The sequence below is a fragment of the Ensifer sp. LC11 genome, from assembly GCF_001695835.1.
GTDB lineage: Bacteria > Pseudomonadota > Alphaproteobacteria > Rhizobiales > Rhizobiaceae > Ensifer.
This window is the reverse complement of the sequence record NZ_MBSO01000045.1, coordinates 79,125-94,010: the sequence shown is the minus strand read 5'-3', so window position 1 is coordinate 94,010 and position 14,886 is coordinate 79,125. Positions and strand designations below refer to the sequence as shown.

General features: G+C 61.8%; 10 protein-coding genes. 1 reads left to right on the top strand and 9 read right to left on the bottom strand.

Annotated features, from left to right (window positions below; genetic code table 11):
• Nucleotides 1-296: 296 nt before the first annotated feature.
• From BBX50_RS24435 to BBX50_RS24405, 7 genes are all read right to left on the bottom strand, one after another.
• On the bottom strand, nt 297-3,137 hold the full coding sequence (locus BBX50_RS24435) for a valine--tRNA ligase (protein WP_065777894.1): 2,841 nt from the start codon (nt 3,135-3,137) through the stop codon (nt 297-299).
• Nucleotides 3,138-3,257: 120 nt separating this feature from the next.
• Nucleotides 3,258-4,064 carry a PopZ family protein gene (locus tag BBX50_RS24430; RefSeq protein ID WP_065777893.1) on the bottom strand — a complete coding sequence of 269 codons (807 nt, stop codon included), beginning with the start codon at nt 4,062-4,064 and terminating at the stop codon, nt 3,258-3,260.
• 208 nt (nt 4,065-4,272) lie between these two features.
• Nucleotides 4,273-5,646 carry a TolC family outer membrane protein gene (locus BBX50_RS24425; RefSeq protein WP_065777892.1) on the bottom strand — a complete coding sequence of 458 codons (1,374 nt, stop codon included), beginning with the start codon at nt 5,644-5,646 and terminating at the stop codon, nt 4,273-4,275.
• Between the two features lie 287 nt (nt 5,647-5,933).
• Entirely contained in the window at nt 5,934-6,599 is a 666-nt protein-coding gene (locus BBX50_RS24420; RefSeq protein ID WP_065777891.1) for a protein-L-isoaspartate O-methyltransferase, read from the bottom strand.
• A gap of 216 nt (nt 6,600-6,815) precedes the next feature.
• On the bottom strand, nt 6,816-7,241 hold the full coding sequence (exbD, locus tag BBX50_RS24415; protein WP_065777890.1) for a TonB system transport protein ExbD: 426 nt from the start codon (nt 7,239-7,241) through the stop codon (nt 6,816-6,818).
• 3 nt (nt 7,242-7,244) lie between these two features.
• Nucleotides 7,245-8,351, bottom strand: a complete 1,107-nt coding sequence (exbB, locus tag BBX50_RS24410) for a tonB-system energizer ExbB (RefSeq protein ID WP_083213794.1) — start codon at nt 8,349-8,351, stop codon at nt 7,245-7,247.
• A gap of 185 nt (nt 8,352-8,536) precedes the next feature.
• Nucleotides 8,537-10,828 (bottom strand): ComEC/Rec2 family competence protein, encoded by a 2,292-nt coding sequence (locus BBX50_RS24405; RefSeq protein ID WP_065778022.1) that lies wholly within the window; start codon nt 10,826-10,828, stop codon nt 8,537-8,539.
• Between the two features lie 499 nt (nt 10,829-11,327).
• On the opposite strand from BBX50_RS24405, the gene gltA reads away from it, so the two are divergent.
• Nucleotides 11,328-12,617, top strand: coding sequence for a citrate synthase (gltA, locus tag BBX50_RS24400; protein WP_034796688.1), 1,290 nt, complete (start codon nt 11,328-11,330; stop codon nt 12,615-12,617).
• Nucleotides 12,618-12,826: 209 nt separating this feature from the next.
• Here the strand turns inward: gltA and lpxB are convergent, their stop codons facing one another.
• Entirely contained in the window at nt 12,827-14,002 is a 1,176-nt protein-coding gene (gene lpxB / locus BBX50_RS24395) for a lipid-A-disaccharide synthase (protein WP_065777889.1), read from the bottom strand.
• Nucleotides 13,999-14,886: an LpxI family protein gene (locus BBX50_RS24390; RefSeq protein WP_065777888.1), complete on the bottom strand. Its 888-nt coding sequence runs from the start codon at nt 14,884-14,886 to the stop codon at nt 13,999-14,001. Before BBX50_RS24390 ends, lpxB begins: the two co-directional genes overlap by 4 nt.

The window sequence follows — 14,886 nt, the reverse complement described above, 5'->3', positions numbered from 1 at the left end:
ACCCATGAATTTAGGACAATGTTCCAATCTAATGGAAAGCTGTGTCGCCAAGACAACAATATCGGTTTTTGCGATAGATCAGCGAAAACCGCCGTTGAAACTCGACAGGATGCCTACAGAGGAATTCAGAACGGACGAGAGGTTCAACTGAACGAATCGATGGGGAAACTCGGATGCAAAAGCCTATATAGTATTACTAAAATACAAGACCCACGGCATTTCTGCCGCGGGCTACAATCATTTGTCGCCAAGCGTTCCTTCGGCGCGAACGTTCAATTCGCGCCGAATTGCCGCTTTCAACCGGCTTCCGCCACACGCGTAAGAGCGACGCCGAGCGAGTCCTTCTGAAGATCAAGCTCGACAAGGCGCTCGCGCTCGGCCTCGACCAGCTCGGGTTTCGCATTGGCAACGAACTTTTCGTTGGCGAGCTTGCCAAGAATGCGTTCGCGCTCTGCCTCCACCTTGGCGATAGCCTTTTCCAGGCGTGCCTTTTCGGCAGACAGGTCGATCAGGTTGCCAAGCGGAAGGCAGGCCGTCGCCTCACCAACGACAATCTGCGCACTGCCGCGCGGAGCAACAGTGGCATGGTCGATGTGCTCGACACGGGCCAGACGACCGATGGCCTGGGCATGCTGCTGCAGGCGTTCGCGCGTCAGGTTGTTCGCTCCGACGACGATCAGGGGTGCGGTCGCTGCCGGAGGAACATTCATTTCCGAGCGAACCGAGCGGATTCCCGAAACAAGGTCGATCAGCCAGTTGATCTCGTCGGCGGCCGTATCATCGGCGTAGGACGGCGCCGGCCATTCCGCGTGGCAGAGCAGCGACGGGCGTTCCTGCCCCTCGCCTGACGTCTGCGCCCAGAGCTCTTCCGTCATGAACGGCATGAACGGGTGCAGCAGCTTGTAGATCTCATCGAGAACATAAGCGACGCAAGCCTGCGATTCGCGTTTGGCCGCTTCGTCCTCACCGCCGAAGACCGGCTTCAACAGCTCGAGATACCAGTCGCAGAACTGGTTCCAGACAAAGCGGTAAAGGCTTCCGGCCGCGTCATTGAACCGATAGGCCTCAAGCGCCTCGGTGACGTCGCGGATGGTGCGCGAAAGCTCCGTCAGGATCCAACGGTTGATGGTCAGCGAGGCAGCTTCCGGAATGAAGCCGTCACTGCTGCCGACGCCATTCATCTGGGCAAATCGTGTGGCGTTCCACAGCTTGGTCCCAAAGTTGCGGTAGCCGGCGATACGGGCCGGATCGAGCTTCACGTCGCGGCCCTGGGCCGCCATGATCGCCAGCGTAAAGCGCAACGCGTCGGCGCCATATTCGTCGATGAGCTCGAGCGGGTCGATGACGTTGCCCTTCGACTTCGACATCTTCTGGCCGTTCTTGTCGCGAACGAGCGCATGAACGTAGACCGTGTGGAAGGGCTCGACGGGCGTGCCGTCGGCGTCCTTCATGAAGTGCAGGCCCATCATCATCATGCGGGCGACCCAGAAGAAGATGATGTCGAAACCGGTCACCAGCACGTCGGTCTGGTAGTACTTTTCCAGTTCCGGCGTCTCGTTCGGCCAACCAAGCGTGGAGAACGGCCAGAGCGCCGAGGAGAACCAGGTGTCGAGCACGTCCTCGTCACGGGTCAGGATTTCGCCGGGCTTGAAGTTTTCGAGCAGATCCTCGACATAGGCCTTCATCGGGCCTTCATGCGCGAGATAGTGCTGGATCGCCGCGTGCAGCGCCTCTTCCTCGGTCTTTTCGACAAAGACCTGGCCATCCGGGCCGTACCAGGCCGGGATCTGATGCCCCCACCAGAGCTGACGGGAGACGCACCAGGGCTGGATGTTTTCCATCCATTCGAAATAGGTCTTTTCCCAGTTTTTCGGAACGAAGTTGGTCCGCCCTTCCTTGACGGCCGCGATTGCTGGCTTCGCAAGCGTCTTGGCATCAACGTACCATTGTTCCGTCAGACGCGGCTCGATCGGCACGCCACCACGATCGCCATGCGGAACCATGTGCTTGTGCGGCTCGATCTTGTCGAGCAGACCGGCCTCTTCAAAGATCCGGACGATAATCTTGCGGGCCTCGAAGCGATCCTTGTTTTCCAGTTCGTCCCACGCGCCGTGCAAGGCGGCCGGATCTGCGAGCCCTTCGAGGAAGTCCTCGTTGTCCTTGAGGGTGATGCGTCCATCGATCGTCAGGACGTTGATGGCGCGCAGGCCCGCGCGCTTGCCGACATCGAAGTCGTTGAAATCATGCGCAGGCGTGATCTTCACCGCGCCGGTGCCGGCGGTCGGATCGGCATAGCTGTCCCCGACAACGGGGATGCGGCGGCCGACGATCGGCAGGATGACGTGCTTACCGATCAGCGGCTTGTAGCGCTCGTCCTCCGGATTAACGGCGATGCCGCTGTCTCCGAGCATCGTTTCGGGGCGCGTGGTGGCAACGACCAGATAGTCGCGCCTCTCCCATTCGGTCGCCTTGCCTTGCTCGTCGAAGGCAACGGGGTGTTCATAGGTGACACCCGGCTCAAGCGGGTAGCGCAGGTACCAGAGATTGCCGTTGATCTCGTGCTGCTCGACCTCAAGGTCGGAGATCGCGGTCAGAAGCTTCGGATCCCAGTTGACCAGGCGCTTGTCCTTGTAGATCAACCCTTCCTTGTAGAGCGAAACAAAGACCTCCAGAACCGCGTCCGAGAGACCATCGTCCATGGTGAAGCGCTCGCGCGACCAGTCGCAGGAGGCGCCGAGCCGCTTCAGCTGATTGAAGATCAACCCGCCCGATTCGGCCTTCCATTCCCAGACTTTTTCGATGAAGGCCTCGCGCCCCATCTGCCGGCGATGCTGCTGCTGTTCCATCAGCTTGCGCTCGACGACCATCTGAGTGGCGATGCCGGCATGATCCATGCCCGGCTGCCACAACACGTCCTTGCCGCGCATGCGCTCGAAGCGAACCAGCACGTCCTGAAGCGTGTTGTTGAGCGCATGCCCCATGTGCAGCGAGCCGGTCACGTTCGGTGGCGGGATCACAATGCAGAAGCTATCGGCGCCGGGCTTGGCACCCGCCCCTGCACGAAACGCGTTTTCTTCGTCCCACTTCTTGGCGATACGCGGGTCGACGGATGCGGAATCGTAGGTCTTATCAAGCATTTTGGAGCCAATTTAGGAGAGTGATGTCTGCGTCTTGTAAACCGGAACGGCCGGTGCAAGTCAACATGAACGCAAAAAGCCGCGACAGTCGCGCGGCTTCTTTGATTAAGGTTTCGAATTTTAGCGGCGAGGACCGCGGGCCACGCGCTCGATTTCCTCGCGAACGAGCCGCTCGACAAGCGTCGGCAGATTGTCGTCCAGCCATTCCTGCAGCATCGGCCGAAGCATGTCCTCGGCAATTTCATCGAAGGAACGCCGGGTACCCTGGTCCACCGCGTGAGCAAGATCGCCGAAAGACTGCGCGACCTTCCGGCCGACCTCCGGCGAGACGATCGCGGCAAGCGCCCTCTCGGGCAATGGCACGTCCGCGACGACCGATGCTACCGGAGCCGGAAGAACGTCGCGGATCTCCGGCGCTGGCGAGGTTGGTGCAACATCCAGATCCTCGTGCACCTCGGAGGCTGCGACGGGCTGAAGTGCCGGCGGCCTCGGCGCGGAAACCGCAGCCATACGGGAGGTGACCACCGGGCTGTCCTGGATCGCCGCTGCCGACGCAACAGGCTGTGGGTCGCGCGCCGGAAAGCCCGTTGCATGACGTTCGGAGGCAGCGCGAACGCGCGCGGCGACGTCGGCGAGCGACAGCGGTGGCTGCGCTGCGGAATTCACTTCGGAGGGAATGGCCGCAACCTCGATGGCGGGCACAGCAGGCTGAGGTTTGGGCGCTTCACCGCGCTCGTCCCGCCGGGCGAATGCAATCGTCTCGATTTCGCTGTCGATGGTCAGTTCGATTTCGTCGGTCGCCTCGTCCTCGAAAAGTTCCTGCGGCGAAAGCCCGGCCTGACCGGGCTCGTTGCTCTCAATGATCTTGCGAATGGACGCCAGGATTTCATCCATCGAAGGTTCACGCGCGACATTGAGCTGTGCCATTTCCATCCTCGTTTGACGCGGCTGACATGTGTGCCAAAAACGGACATGCGCCGGTTACCGACAAACCTTAAGTGAGTTCGCGGGCGAAACATACGCCACGAATCAGCCACTCAGATTCTTGCACAGATTTGTTTTCAGGGGAAAAAATAGAAAACGCCCCGGGATGACCGGGGCGTTCGTAGGGAACAGCTGGAGCCGGGAGGGCGCTTCAGCGACCGTCGACGGTCCGCAGGCCGAACCACTTGTCCTTGACGGCCTCGTAGTGCTCCTCGGAGCGATACTCAGCAACTTGCAGCCCCTGATCCTTCACCGTCAGCCGTGCCGAAGCGGCAAGCAGCGAGTAACTGGCGACGACCGCATCGCGCTGCGCAAGCGCCAAGAGCTCCTGCGCCTGAAGAACGTCCTGCTGCGAATCAAGAACGTCAAGGGTCGTGCGCTGGCCGACCTTGCGCTCTTCGATGACGCCGTCCAGGGCCAGCTTGGCGGCAGAGATCTGCGCCTTGTTGGCGGAAATGCGCGCGATCGCTGCCTCGAGCTGTGCGTAGGCGGAAACGATGGTCTGCTGCACCGAAGCACGGGCGGAATCGACCAGGATGCGCTGCTGGCCGAGGCGTTCCTTCGCCTGCCGGATCTGGCCGTATTCGCGGCCGCCCTGGTAAATCGGCACCTCAAGGCGCGCCGTAATGCTGGAACTGTTGCTATCGAGGCCATCGGTGCCTGCATTGCCGGTGGTGCGGCCGACCTGGCCCTGCAGCGTCACACCGGGGAGCATCGTGCCTTCCGCCGACTTGACCTGGTAACCGGCCGAATCAACGGAGTACTGCGCCGAGAGAATGATCGGGCTTTCCCGCAGACCGGTCGCTACGGCCTGATCCAGCGTACGCGGCAGGCTCTTCGAGGCCGGCGAAGCCTGCTTGATACCCCTCGGCGCGTCACCGACGATCTGCACATAGGTCGCTTCGCTCTGCTTCAGCTGCGCGACAGCGACGATGAGCTGGGACTGCGCATTGGCAAGCGACGCCTCGGCAAGGCTGACGTCCGTACGGGTGCCTTCACCAACGTCGAGACGCGCCTTGGCAGCGTTCACCTGCTCCTGAAGAAAGGCGATGTTCTGCTTGCGGATCGACACGAGCTGCTGGTCACGCGCAATGTTGGAATAGATCGTCGCAGCCGAGAGCAGAATCGATATCTCGTTGGCGCGCAGCGATTCGCGGGTCGCGAACACGTTCGATTCGGCCGCGCGAACATTGTTCAGCGTCTGGAAGCCGTCAAAGACCATCTGGTTTACGGTGATGCCGACCTGTCCCTGGTGAAAGTCGGCGGAGGTGCTCTTCTCCCGGTCGATGGTCGAAAGCGTTCCTGAGGCGAAAGCAGCAACCTGGGGCCGAAAGCCGGACTTGGCGATCGGAACACTCTCATCGGTCGCCCGCAGGCCGGCCCGCGCCGCGTTCAGGTCCGGGTTGTTTGCGTAGGCTTTGGCCATTGCGCCGAATATCGTCTCGGCCAGCACTGCCTGCGGGGCAAGCAGCAAACTCGTCGAAACGGCGGCCATGAGGGCCGCTTTGCGGACAATCGACACCATTACTTCTCTCTCCGATCGGGGCGGCAAAGCCTGCCCTCTATTTCCGCAGCACGGTTCTTCAAGGAAAAACTGTGCTGCCTAGACACGGCGATGAAGCGCTCACACCGCCCACTGGTGAGCAAATCACTACCACTGCACTCTTTGAAACCCGGAATCAGGATTCCGACAACTGGGCACCCATACTCTGCGCAGCCATTTCAAAAAGAAACAAGTACCCCGTTGCGAATTGGCAACATTGTTATTTTAGCTGCGCATTCAATTGTTGAGATCCCTCAATAAGTGGAACCTCAAAAAACAAATTCCTGGCCACGTCGAAAGCCAGGAAGTGGCTTGACTGCGGTATTGAAATCGGGCCGCTCGGACGTCTTTCCGTGCTCGTGCACATAGAGTTTAGCGCGAGAAGCGTTGCCAAATCCTTCAACGACGACAAGCCTGCCGCCGTTACGCAATTGCTCGAACAAACCGACCGGCAGGACCTCCACGGCACCGTGAATGAAGATGACGTCGTAGGGCGCCTCGGCGGCATAGCCCTTTTCGAGTTCCCCGGTGACAACGGCGATATTGTCGTAGCCGAGACGGGCCAGTGTCTCTGTTGCAGTGGCTGCAAGCCCCTGATCACTTTCGAGGGCAACAACCGAACCGGCGACCTGCGACAGCAACGCGGATGCGTAGCCCGTGCCGCAACCAATCTCCAGCACCACATCGGACTTGGTGATTTCGGCAAGCTGGAGAAGCTTGGCGAGCGGCGACGGCTCCATCACGAAACGCGGCACTCCGCCATTGGCGGCGTCGAGCGCGATGTCGGTATCGATATAGGCGAGTTCCCGCATCTTGGCGGGCACAAATTCTTCGCGCGGCACGGTGAGGAATGCAGACAGGATCGAATGGGACGTGACATCCGTCGTCCGGATCTGATTGTCCACCATCTTGGTGCGCGCTGCTTCGAAATTCATGGTAGTGCCCTCGTGTCCGGATAGGCGCGGCGCCGGCCTCACGGACAAGCGCGCACGATCGTCTTCTGGCTCTCATCGGAAAGCCTTTGAGGTAAGCTCATAAATCGGCGCCCCGCTGGTTTCAAGCGACAGCGGCAAATTGCGCTGGAAAAACGGGAGGGAATTGCGTTACGGCAGAACAGTCACGCGGGCATCGGCGCGACTGCGGGGACCGTGTCAGCGGCCCGGCGCACCTTCCAGCCCGACAAGGGCGATCTTGGTGTAGCCGGCGTTCTGAATGAGGTTCATCACCGTCATCAGCTCACCGTAATCGACGGCCTTGTCCGCCCGCAGCAGAACACGCGTTTCGGTGTTGCCTTCTGTCAGGCGCTTCAATTCGTCAGCAAAGCTCTCCCGCGCCGTTTCCTCATTGCCGATCGCAAGCGCCAGATCGGCCTTCAACGTGACGAAGACGGGCTTGTCGTCACGCGGCGCGGGCTTGGCGGCCGATTGTGGCAGGTCGACCTTCATGTCCACGGTTGCAAGCGGTGCGGCGACCATGAAGATGATCAGGAGCACCAGCATGACATCGATGAAGGGCGTGACGTTGATCTCGCTGTTTTCGTCCAGATCACCGCCGCCGTCGCTTACTCTTCCGGCCATGGGTCACCCGATCCTTGCGATGGTTGTCTCCGCATGACCGAAGCCATCCTGACGGCGAGGCTGCGCCTTGCGCACCAGGCGGTGGTCGAGGTCACGGCTAACGAGCCGCTCCACGGCTGCTGCCGCATCAGCGAGGATCACCTTGTAGCCACCGACAGCGCGGGCGAAGTAGTTGTAGATCACTACAGCTGGGATCGCCGCAACGAGACCGATGGCCGTCGCCAGCAGCGCCTCGGCGATACCGGGCGCCACGATCGCCAGGTTCGTCGTCTGCGCCTTGCTGATACCGATGAAGGAATTCATGATCCCCCAAACCGTACCGAACAGGCCGACGAACGGGCCGACCGAACCAATCGAGGCGAGAATGCCGGTGCCGCTCGTCATGCGCTTGCCGGCGCGAACCTCGATGCGGGTCAGAAGCGATGAAACGCGCTCCTTCAGGCCGCCTGCGGGGGCATGGTCGATGACCGCTTCCGAGCGTGCCATTTCGTCGATCGCCGCGGCCACCATTTCGGAAGCCGGGCCCGACTTCCCGTCGAAGGCCGGCTTGACATCTGCCAGGCCATTGGCCGCCGAAAGAAGGCGGACCGCACGCGTGAGGCGCGCCTTCGCGCCCACGAGCTCCAGAAACTTAACCAGGAAGATCGCCCAGGTGGCGACGGAGGCGAGCGCAAGGCCGACCATCACGCTCTTCACCACCAGGTCGGCGGCCATGAACATGCCGATCGGCGAGAGATCGTGTGGCAGCACCGGGTTGGCGGCACCCTCGGCCGCGGCCGTTGCGTTATCGGCCGTTGCCGGTGCCATTTCAGTCATCACAGGAGCGCCTTCACCCGTGGCCGGGGCGCTTTCAACCGCAACTGGGGCACCTTCGGCCGGAGCGGGCTGCGGCGTCGGCTGTACCCGCGCCGTTGGCTCGATCGCCGGCACATTGCTTGCCACGCCCTGCCCCTGGACCACCGGTGTCGACGGCTGTGCTTGGCTGCTCTGCGCGCCGCCAGCGACGGGCGTCGTCGCCTGAGCGAGCGCTGCAGTGGGCGATGCCGCCGATGACAGGACCAAAATCGCGCCTGCCAGCAAGTTGATCGTCGATCGGGCTCGTTTCGGCATCTTGTTCCTCACGTACTGGTCCGTTTCGTCATTTCAGAGCGAAGGGTCGCCATCGTCTGCCACTTCCCTCGCACGCTTTTCGGCTCTTTACGCAAAGGGAAACGGAATGACAAGGATTTGTGGAGTTTATCAATCAAGAATAATTTCGCAACCTTCCATTGTCGGGGCAACGGACCGGCGCCGCCTCAAAAAGCTGGCGGATCGGCGATGAAAGCGCCGCTGCGCCAATCATAGGCGCGATGACGTTCCCACGGGCGGTCAAGCGCGGTGAACGCCGGACGAAACTGCATGGCGGGCGGGCCTTGCGCTTCCATCGGTTGCGCCCGAATTTCAACTGCACCGGTGCGGCGAAGCGTCTGCGCATCGATGATGCGGGCGCGGTTGGCCGGGCACAAATCGATGTCGACCCGAGCGGCAATCACAACCAGGTCTGCCTGGTCGCACAGGGCCTGAAAGAGACGAGGGTTCTCTAGCGTGATGATGGTCCAGCCAATGCCGGTGCGCGCCGCGCACCATTGCTTTTCCCGGCAAGCGAAGGCGCCCACCGCATTTTCCTCGATCGCCGTCGACAACTCCGCCCGAACGGCAGCCGCCTGTTCCCGATCGAGCGGCGGCATGCTCTTCACTGGCACGTCCCCAGCCGGATAAAGGCCTGGATTTGCGGAGGTCAACATCACCGGCGGCAGGTGCTTTTTCGCCGCGAGAGCCCGTTGCCATTGCGAAAACACGAAGTCCGACGGACGCGACCGGTTCGTTGCTATTGTCCCGTTCGTAACCACCCCGACGAGCCGGCCATCCTCAGCGATCACGATATCCGGCTGGCGACCATCCCCAAACGCCAGGCTGACAAGTCCGGCCACGACCAGCACTGCGCCCGACAATGCAAGCCAGGTGCGCAACACGCAAAGAAGGACGCCGCCAGCGGCGATCAGCACAAAGCCGAGGTGCCCAATACGGCCGGTCACAACCTCTCCGTCGAACGACGTTACGAAGCGAGCAACGTCGAGCATCCGGTCCAGGCCCCACGCCATCGCGACCAAGGGATAATGCTCGAGCCCGAATGGCATCAAGAGCATGGCGAACAAGCCGAACGGCATGACCACAACGCTGATCAGCGGCATGGTGAGAATGTTGGCGAGCAGGCCATAGGCCGGCAACCTGTGAAAATAGGCGATCGAATAGACAGCCGTCGCCAGGCCGCCGATGAGTGAGGTGACGAATACCCCCATTGCCACGCCGGCAACGAGGCGCCCTTTCGTACGCCCTCCTCCGACGTCAGTGTCGCCCGCACGCCGTTCGCGCCAGCGCGCATAGCCGGCAACGAGCGCCAAAGTCGCGGCGAATGACATCTGGAATCCCGGCCCCGCCACAGCCGACGGCGTGAAGGCCACAATGACGAGAGCTGCGAGCGCTACGTTGCGTAGGCTGATCGACATGCGGTCGAAGAACACCGCCACGAGCATGATGGAAATCATGATCCAGGCGCGCAGCGCCGATACCGCGCCACCGGAGATAAGAATATAGAGGCAGACCATCAGCAGCGCGCCGGCCGCGGCGATCTTCTTGATCGGCAAACGGGGGGCGAGGCCCGGAATCATGCTGAGCATCGTGCGGGCGCCGATGAGGAAGGTACCGGCGGCAAGCGCCATGTTGAGGCCGGAGATCGCCAGCACATGCGCAAGCCCAGCCTGCCGCAACACCTCGACCGTTTCCCGGCTGATTGCCCGCTCCTCGGCGGTCACCAGCGCGGCGGCAAGCGCACCCGTATCGCCGCCGATCGCCGCGCGGATCCTCTCGCCGACGGTCTCACGCATGGCAGCTATCTTGGCTGCGACCGCGGAGCGGATTGAAGTCGTGGCACCGCGCCCCTCAGTCGCGGCGTCTTCATATCGCTTGGGCGCGCCATAGAAGAATCCGACGGCGCCGATGCCTTTGAAATAGCTGTCGAAGGCAAAATCGTTAAGGCCGGGCAGCGCCGGTCCGGAGGGCGGAGACAGCCGCGCCCTGCCCTCGATCAGCGCACCGACGGGGAACGGGTCCCCGGAACCCCGCGTCACCAGCGTTACCTTCAACGGCTGGCGACGCAGGTGCGGCCTGCTCGTTTGCTGGACTTCAATCCCGTAGCGCCATCGGCCACGATCGTCCTGTTCGCGGGAAAGCACCGCGCCGCGCACATTTGTCGTCACCGGCGCATCAAGCACGATCGTATCGACCCGCGCCGTCTCGATCGCCATCAGCAGCATGCCGGCTGTAAGCAGCGTCATCGCGATCAGCGGCGCCCTCAGAAGAGCGAGCTTTCCCCTGCACGCCACCGCTGCCATTCCAAAAATGCAAAGCAGCAGTGCAAGTTTGGTGATTCCGGCATCAAACGGCAGGGCCAGCCACGCGAGCACACCGAAGGTCAGAAGCACCGGCACAAGCACGAAACCGTGGCCGAATGCCCGCTCCTCCTCGACTGCTGCGCGGAGCGAAACCATGAGCACCGGCAGCCGTCGGCGGATTGCCAGGCCTCGCGTTGCGCGTCGCAACCGCGCTGCAAACGCGGGGCGCGATGCGTTTGCAGGCAAGGCGGTCGTCGCATCGACAGCAACGGAACCACCCGGCATGAAGCTGCCGCGTTCCACGCCGTGAGACGCCTGCCCCATTTCGGTCTCGCTCATTGCACCCGCATTTTTACTCAGCAAATCTGCGATCGATCATGCAACCAACCTTACGCAACCGCAACCGGAACGCTATCTGCCGAAAAAAGCGGCAAACCTATATAGAATGGTACCGCATCATCGCTCGACGAGCTTATTGATCTGTTTGGACTTATTGCCGTAACATGCCATTGTTGCGTCGCCGTATGCACATTTTCGCATCGCACAATTTGCCTTTCGTACAGCTTGGCAGTCGAAAATAAATCATATAGCAAATTCGCAACGTTCATTTTCGTGGCACGTCTCTGTGCCACGTTGCCATAAGACGGAGGGTCCGATGACTGATAAAACCGCGGTTGTAACACTCGATGGAAAGTCGGCGGATCTTCCGGTGCGATCGGGGTCCATCGGCCCTGACGTTGTCGACATCGGCTCGCTCTACAAGCAGACGAAAATGTTCACCTACGACCCGGGCTTCACGTCCACGGCGTCGTGCGAATCCAAGATCACCTATATCGACGGCGACGAAGGCGTGCTGCTACACCGCGGCTACCCGATCGAGCAGCTCGCCGAACATGGCGACTTCCTGGAAGTCTGCTACCTGCTGCTCTACGGCGAACTTCCGACCAAGGCACAGAAGGCCGACTTCGATTACCGCGTCACGCATCACACCATGGTGCATGAGCAGATGTCGCGCTTCTTCACCGGCTTCCGCCGCGACGCACACCCGATGGCGGTCATGTGCGGCTGCGTCGGCGCGCTTTCGGCGTTCTATCACGACTCGACCGACATCACCGATCCGCACCAGCGCATGGTCGCTTCGTTGCGCATGATCGCCAAGATGCCGACGATCGCAGCGATGGCCTACAAGTACCACATTGGCCAGCCCTTCGTTTACCCGAAGAACGATCTCGACTACGCCTCGAACTTCCTGCGCATGTGCTTTGCCGTTCCGTGCGAAGAGTACGTCGTCAACCCGGTGCTGTCGCGCGCCATGGACCGCATCTTCATCCTGCATGCGGACCACGAGCAGAACGCCTCGACCTCGACGGTTCGCCTTGCTGGTTCGTCGGGCGCAAACCCGTTCGCCTGCATTGCGGCTGGTATCGCCTGCCTCTGGGGTCCGGCTCACGGCGGCGCCAACGAAGCGGCGCTCAACATGCTCGCCGAAATCGGTACGGCTGACCGCATTCCGGAGTTCATTGCCCGCGCCAAGGACAAGAACGATCCGTTCCGCCTGATGGGCTTCGGTCACCGCGTCTACAAGAACTACGACCCGCGCGCCAAGATCATGCAGAAGACCACGCATGAAGTGCTCGCGGAACTCGGCCACAAGGACGATCCGCTGCTTGAAGTCGCCATGGAACTCGAGCGTATCGCGCTGACGGACGAGTACTTCATCGAGAAGAAGCTCTATCCGAACATCGACTTCTACTCCGGCATCACGCTGAAGGCGCTCGGCTTCCCCACCACCATGTTCACGGTGCTGTTCGCGCTCGCGCGGACCGTCGGCTGGATCGCGCAGTGGAACGAGATGATCGAAGATCCGGAACAGCGTATCGGCCGCCCGCGCCAGCTCTATGTCGGCGCTCCGCAGCGCGACTACGTGCCGGTCTCCAAGCGCTGATCGGAACCAACGAAAACAAGAGCCCGGTCAGAAATGACCGGGCTTTTCTTATGGCCGCTGGGAACGACGGCTATGGTGTCCCGCCTCGGCTGTCACTGGCATGCGGTGGGCACCATGGCTTTTTGGCAAACGATTGAATTTGCGCCGAGCGGAACCTCCGCGCGCATGTCGGCAACATCAAATACGGAAGAAAGCCCTGGTGACGGGGCCTATGCCTTTTTCTTTTCGAGATAGCCAAGAACGATTTCAGCCGCCATCTCGCCGGGGGGCCTGTTTGTCGACATACGTTGCTGCACCTGTGCGTAGCCATCGAGCATTGAGGCCCGTTGTGCCGTCGCGCCGGAGAGCCGCTCCACCCAACGCGTCAGTGCGCCGGGACGGATCGCCTCATTGAAATACTCAGGCACGATCGGAAAGTCCGCGATCAGGTTTGGCAATGCGCCGCTCCAGATGCGAATTCGCTTGTGCAACAACTTGACCAGGAAATCAGGGGCATAGGTCGAAACGACAGGCACACCGGCCAGAGCCAATTCCAGAATAACCGTGCCAGAGGCAGCAATTGCCGCATCAGCGCGATCAAAGGCGGCCCATTTCTCCGCGGCGCCGACGGTAATCTCCGGCTGGATCGGCCAGGACGCCGTAATTTCCCGCACCAGCTTCTCCTGGCGCGCGACGGTCGGAAGCAGGAAGCGAATGCCCGGATGGCGACCGGCGAGCTCCTCGACCATCGCCCCGAATATCGGCAGAAGCCGGCCCACCTCGCTCGAGCGCGAACCCGGCAGGAGAAGGCACGTCGAGACGCGGCCGTCGCTTGCACCGGCGAGGCGCTGCTGGCGGCTTGCGCGGACCGCGAGCACATGCGCGTCGCTTGCAAGCCGGTGGCCAACATAGGTCGTCGGAGGACCTTGTAGCCGGTCCATCGCCTGAGGTTCGAAGGGCAAAACCGCGAGCACGTGATCGACATAGCCGCGCATGCGGGGTGCCCGCTCCGGCTTCCATGCCCAGACGCTCGGGCAGACATAGTTGATAACAGGCAGATCCGGCAGCGCCGCGCGGACCTTTCGCGCGACCCGATGGGTGAAATCGGGACTATCGATGATCAGCAATGCATCGGGCCGGGCCGCTATGATCGCGTTCGCCGTCTGGCGTATTCGCATGATCAGCTTCGGCAAACGCGCCAAAACCTGCGTAAAACCCATGATGGACAGTTCGGAATAATCGAAGAGCGAGCGAAGGCCCTCGGCCTCCAGCGCCTCTCCGCCGACACCGACGAGTTCGATGGCCGACGTGCTTTGCGTGCGAAGCGCCCGAACGAGGTCGGCGCCCAGAAGATCTCCGGAGACCTCGCCGGCGATGACGGCAAGCTTAAAACCAGAACCGCTCATTGTCCCGTTCCCTTGGACGAGCGCTCCACCCCGGCGACAAACAACCCTGCGCGGTTGGCGATCTCGATTGCTTCAGCGCGCTCCAGCACCAGAGCGCGACCCGCCTCGATGGCAATGCCGGCGAGCCCGGCCTTTTCGGCAAGCGCAACGGTGGACGGCCCAATCGACGGTAGGTCGGCGCGCAGATCCTGTCCGGGTTTGCAAAGTTTGACGAGAACACCGCGCCGGCGGGAAGAAACGCGTCCCTCCGCCTTCAGAGCGGCGACCCGTTCCAGCATCGCGTCCGTTCCCTCGGCGCCCTCCAGGGCGACAACACGCCCTCCAACCGCCACGGCGCCCTGCCCCACATCCAGCGTGCCGAGCGCGTTGGCAGCGGCAATGCCGACCTCAATGTCACGACGGTCGTCACCATCGGGCGTCACCGCGCCGATCGGCCCTAGCTCTGCCAAAAGATTGGGAACCACCTCGTGGACACCGATCACATGTGCGCCGCTCGCTTCGATCAGCTGCATGGCCATGCGCAGAACCGCATCGTCGCCGCCGGACACCAGCGTCTTCAGCACAGAGGGTATTTTTGCAAGTGTCCTGAGCGTCGGGCGGATGTCGCGCCATTCGGGCCGGCGGCGGACCCAGCCGGACAGGACGACACGGTCGATCCCCTCGTCCTGGAACGTCCGGCTGATGTTGGCGAAATCGCCGATCGCCAGCACCGAGTGATCGAAGTCAACCCAGTCGGCTTCCTCAGCTTCGCGCGACAGAGCAATGATGAAGGGGTTTTCGCCCCGCGCTCTGACGGCTTCGGCAACGTGATGGGGAAGCGCACCACCGCCAGCGATGATTGCGAGCCGGCCGCCGGTCGCCGCGCGGCTCGCAGCAGAAGACAT

What these genes read in the sequence shown, in the direction of transcription:
- BBX50_RS24435 (WP_065777894.1), bottom strand. Translation starts at nt 3,137, where the DNA reads ATGCTTGATAAGACCTACGATTCCGCATCCGTCGACCCGCGTATCGCC.
- BBX50_RS24430 (WP_065777893.1), bottom strand. Translation starts at nt 4,064, where the DNA reads ATGGCACAGCTCAATGTCGCGCGTGAACCTTCGATGGATGAAATCCTG.
- BBX50_RS24425 (WP_065777892.1), bottom strand. Translation starts at nt 5,646, where the DNA reads ATGGTGTCGATTGTCCGCAAAGCGGCCCTCATGGCCGCCGTTTCGACG.
- BBX50_RS24420 (WP_065777891.1), bottom strand. Translation starts at nt 6,599, where the DNA reads ATGAATTTCGAAGCAGCGCGCACCAAGATGGTGGACAATCAGATCCGG.
- exbD (WP_065777890.1), bottom strand. Translation starts at nt 7,241, where the DNA reads ATGGCCGGAAGAGTAAGCGACGGCGGCGGTGATCTGGACGAAAACAGC.
- exbB (WP_083213794.1), bottom strand. Translation starts at nt 8,351, where the DNA reads ATGCCGAAACGAGCCCGATCGACGATCAACTTGCTGGCAGGCGCGATT.
- BBX50_RS24405 (WP_065778022.1), bottom strand. Translation starts at nt 10,828, where the DNA reads ATGGTTTCGCTCCGCGCAGCAGTCGAGGAGGAGCGGGCATTCGGCCAC.
- gltA (WP_034796688.1), top strand. Translation starts at nt 11,328, where the DNA reads ATGACTGATAAAACCGCGGTTGTAACACTCGATGGAAAGTCGGCGGAT.
- lpxB (WP_065777889.1), bottom strand. Translation starts at nt 14,002, where the DNA reads ATGAGCGGTTCTGGTTTTAAGCTTGCCGTCATCGCCGGCGAGGTCTCC.
- BBX50_RS24390 (WP_065777888.1), bottom strand. Translation starts at nt 14,886, where the DNA reads ATGTCTTCTGCTGCGAGCCGCGCGGCGACCGGCGGCCGGCTCGCAATC.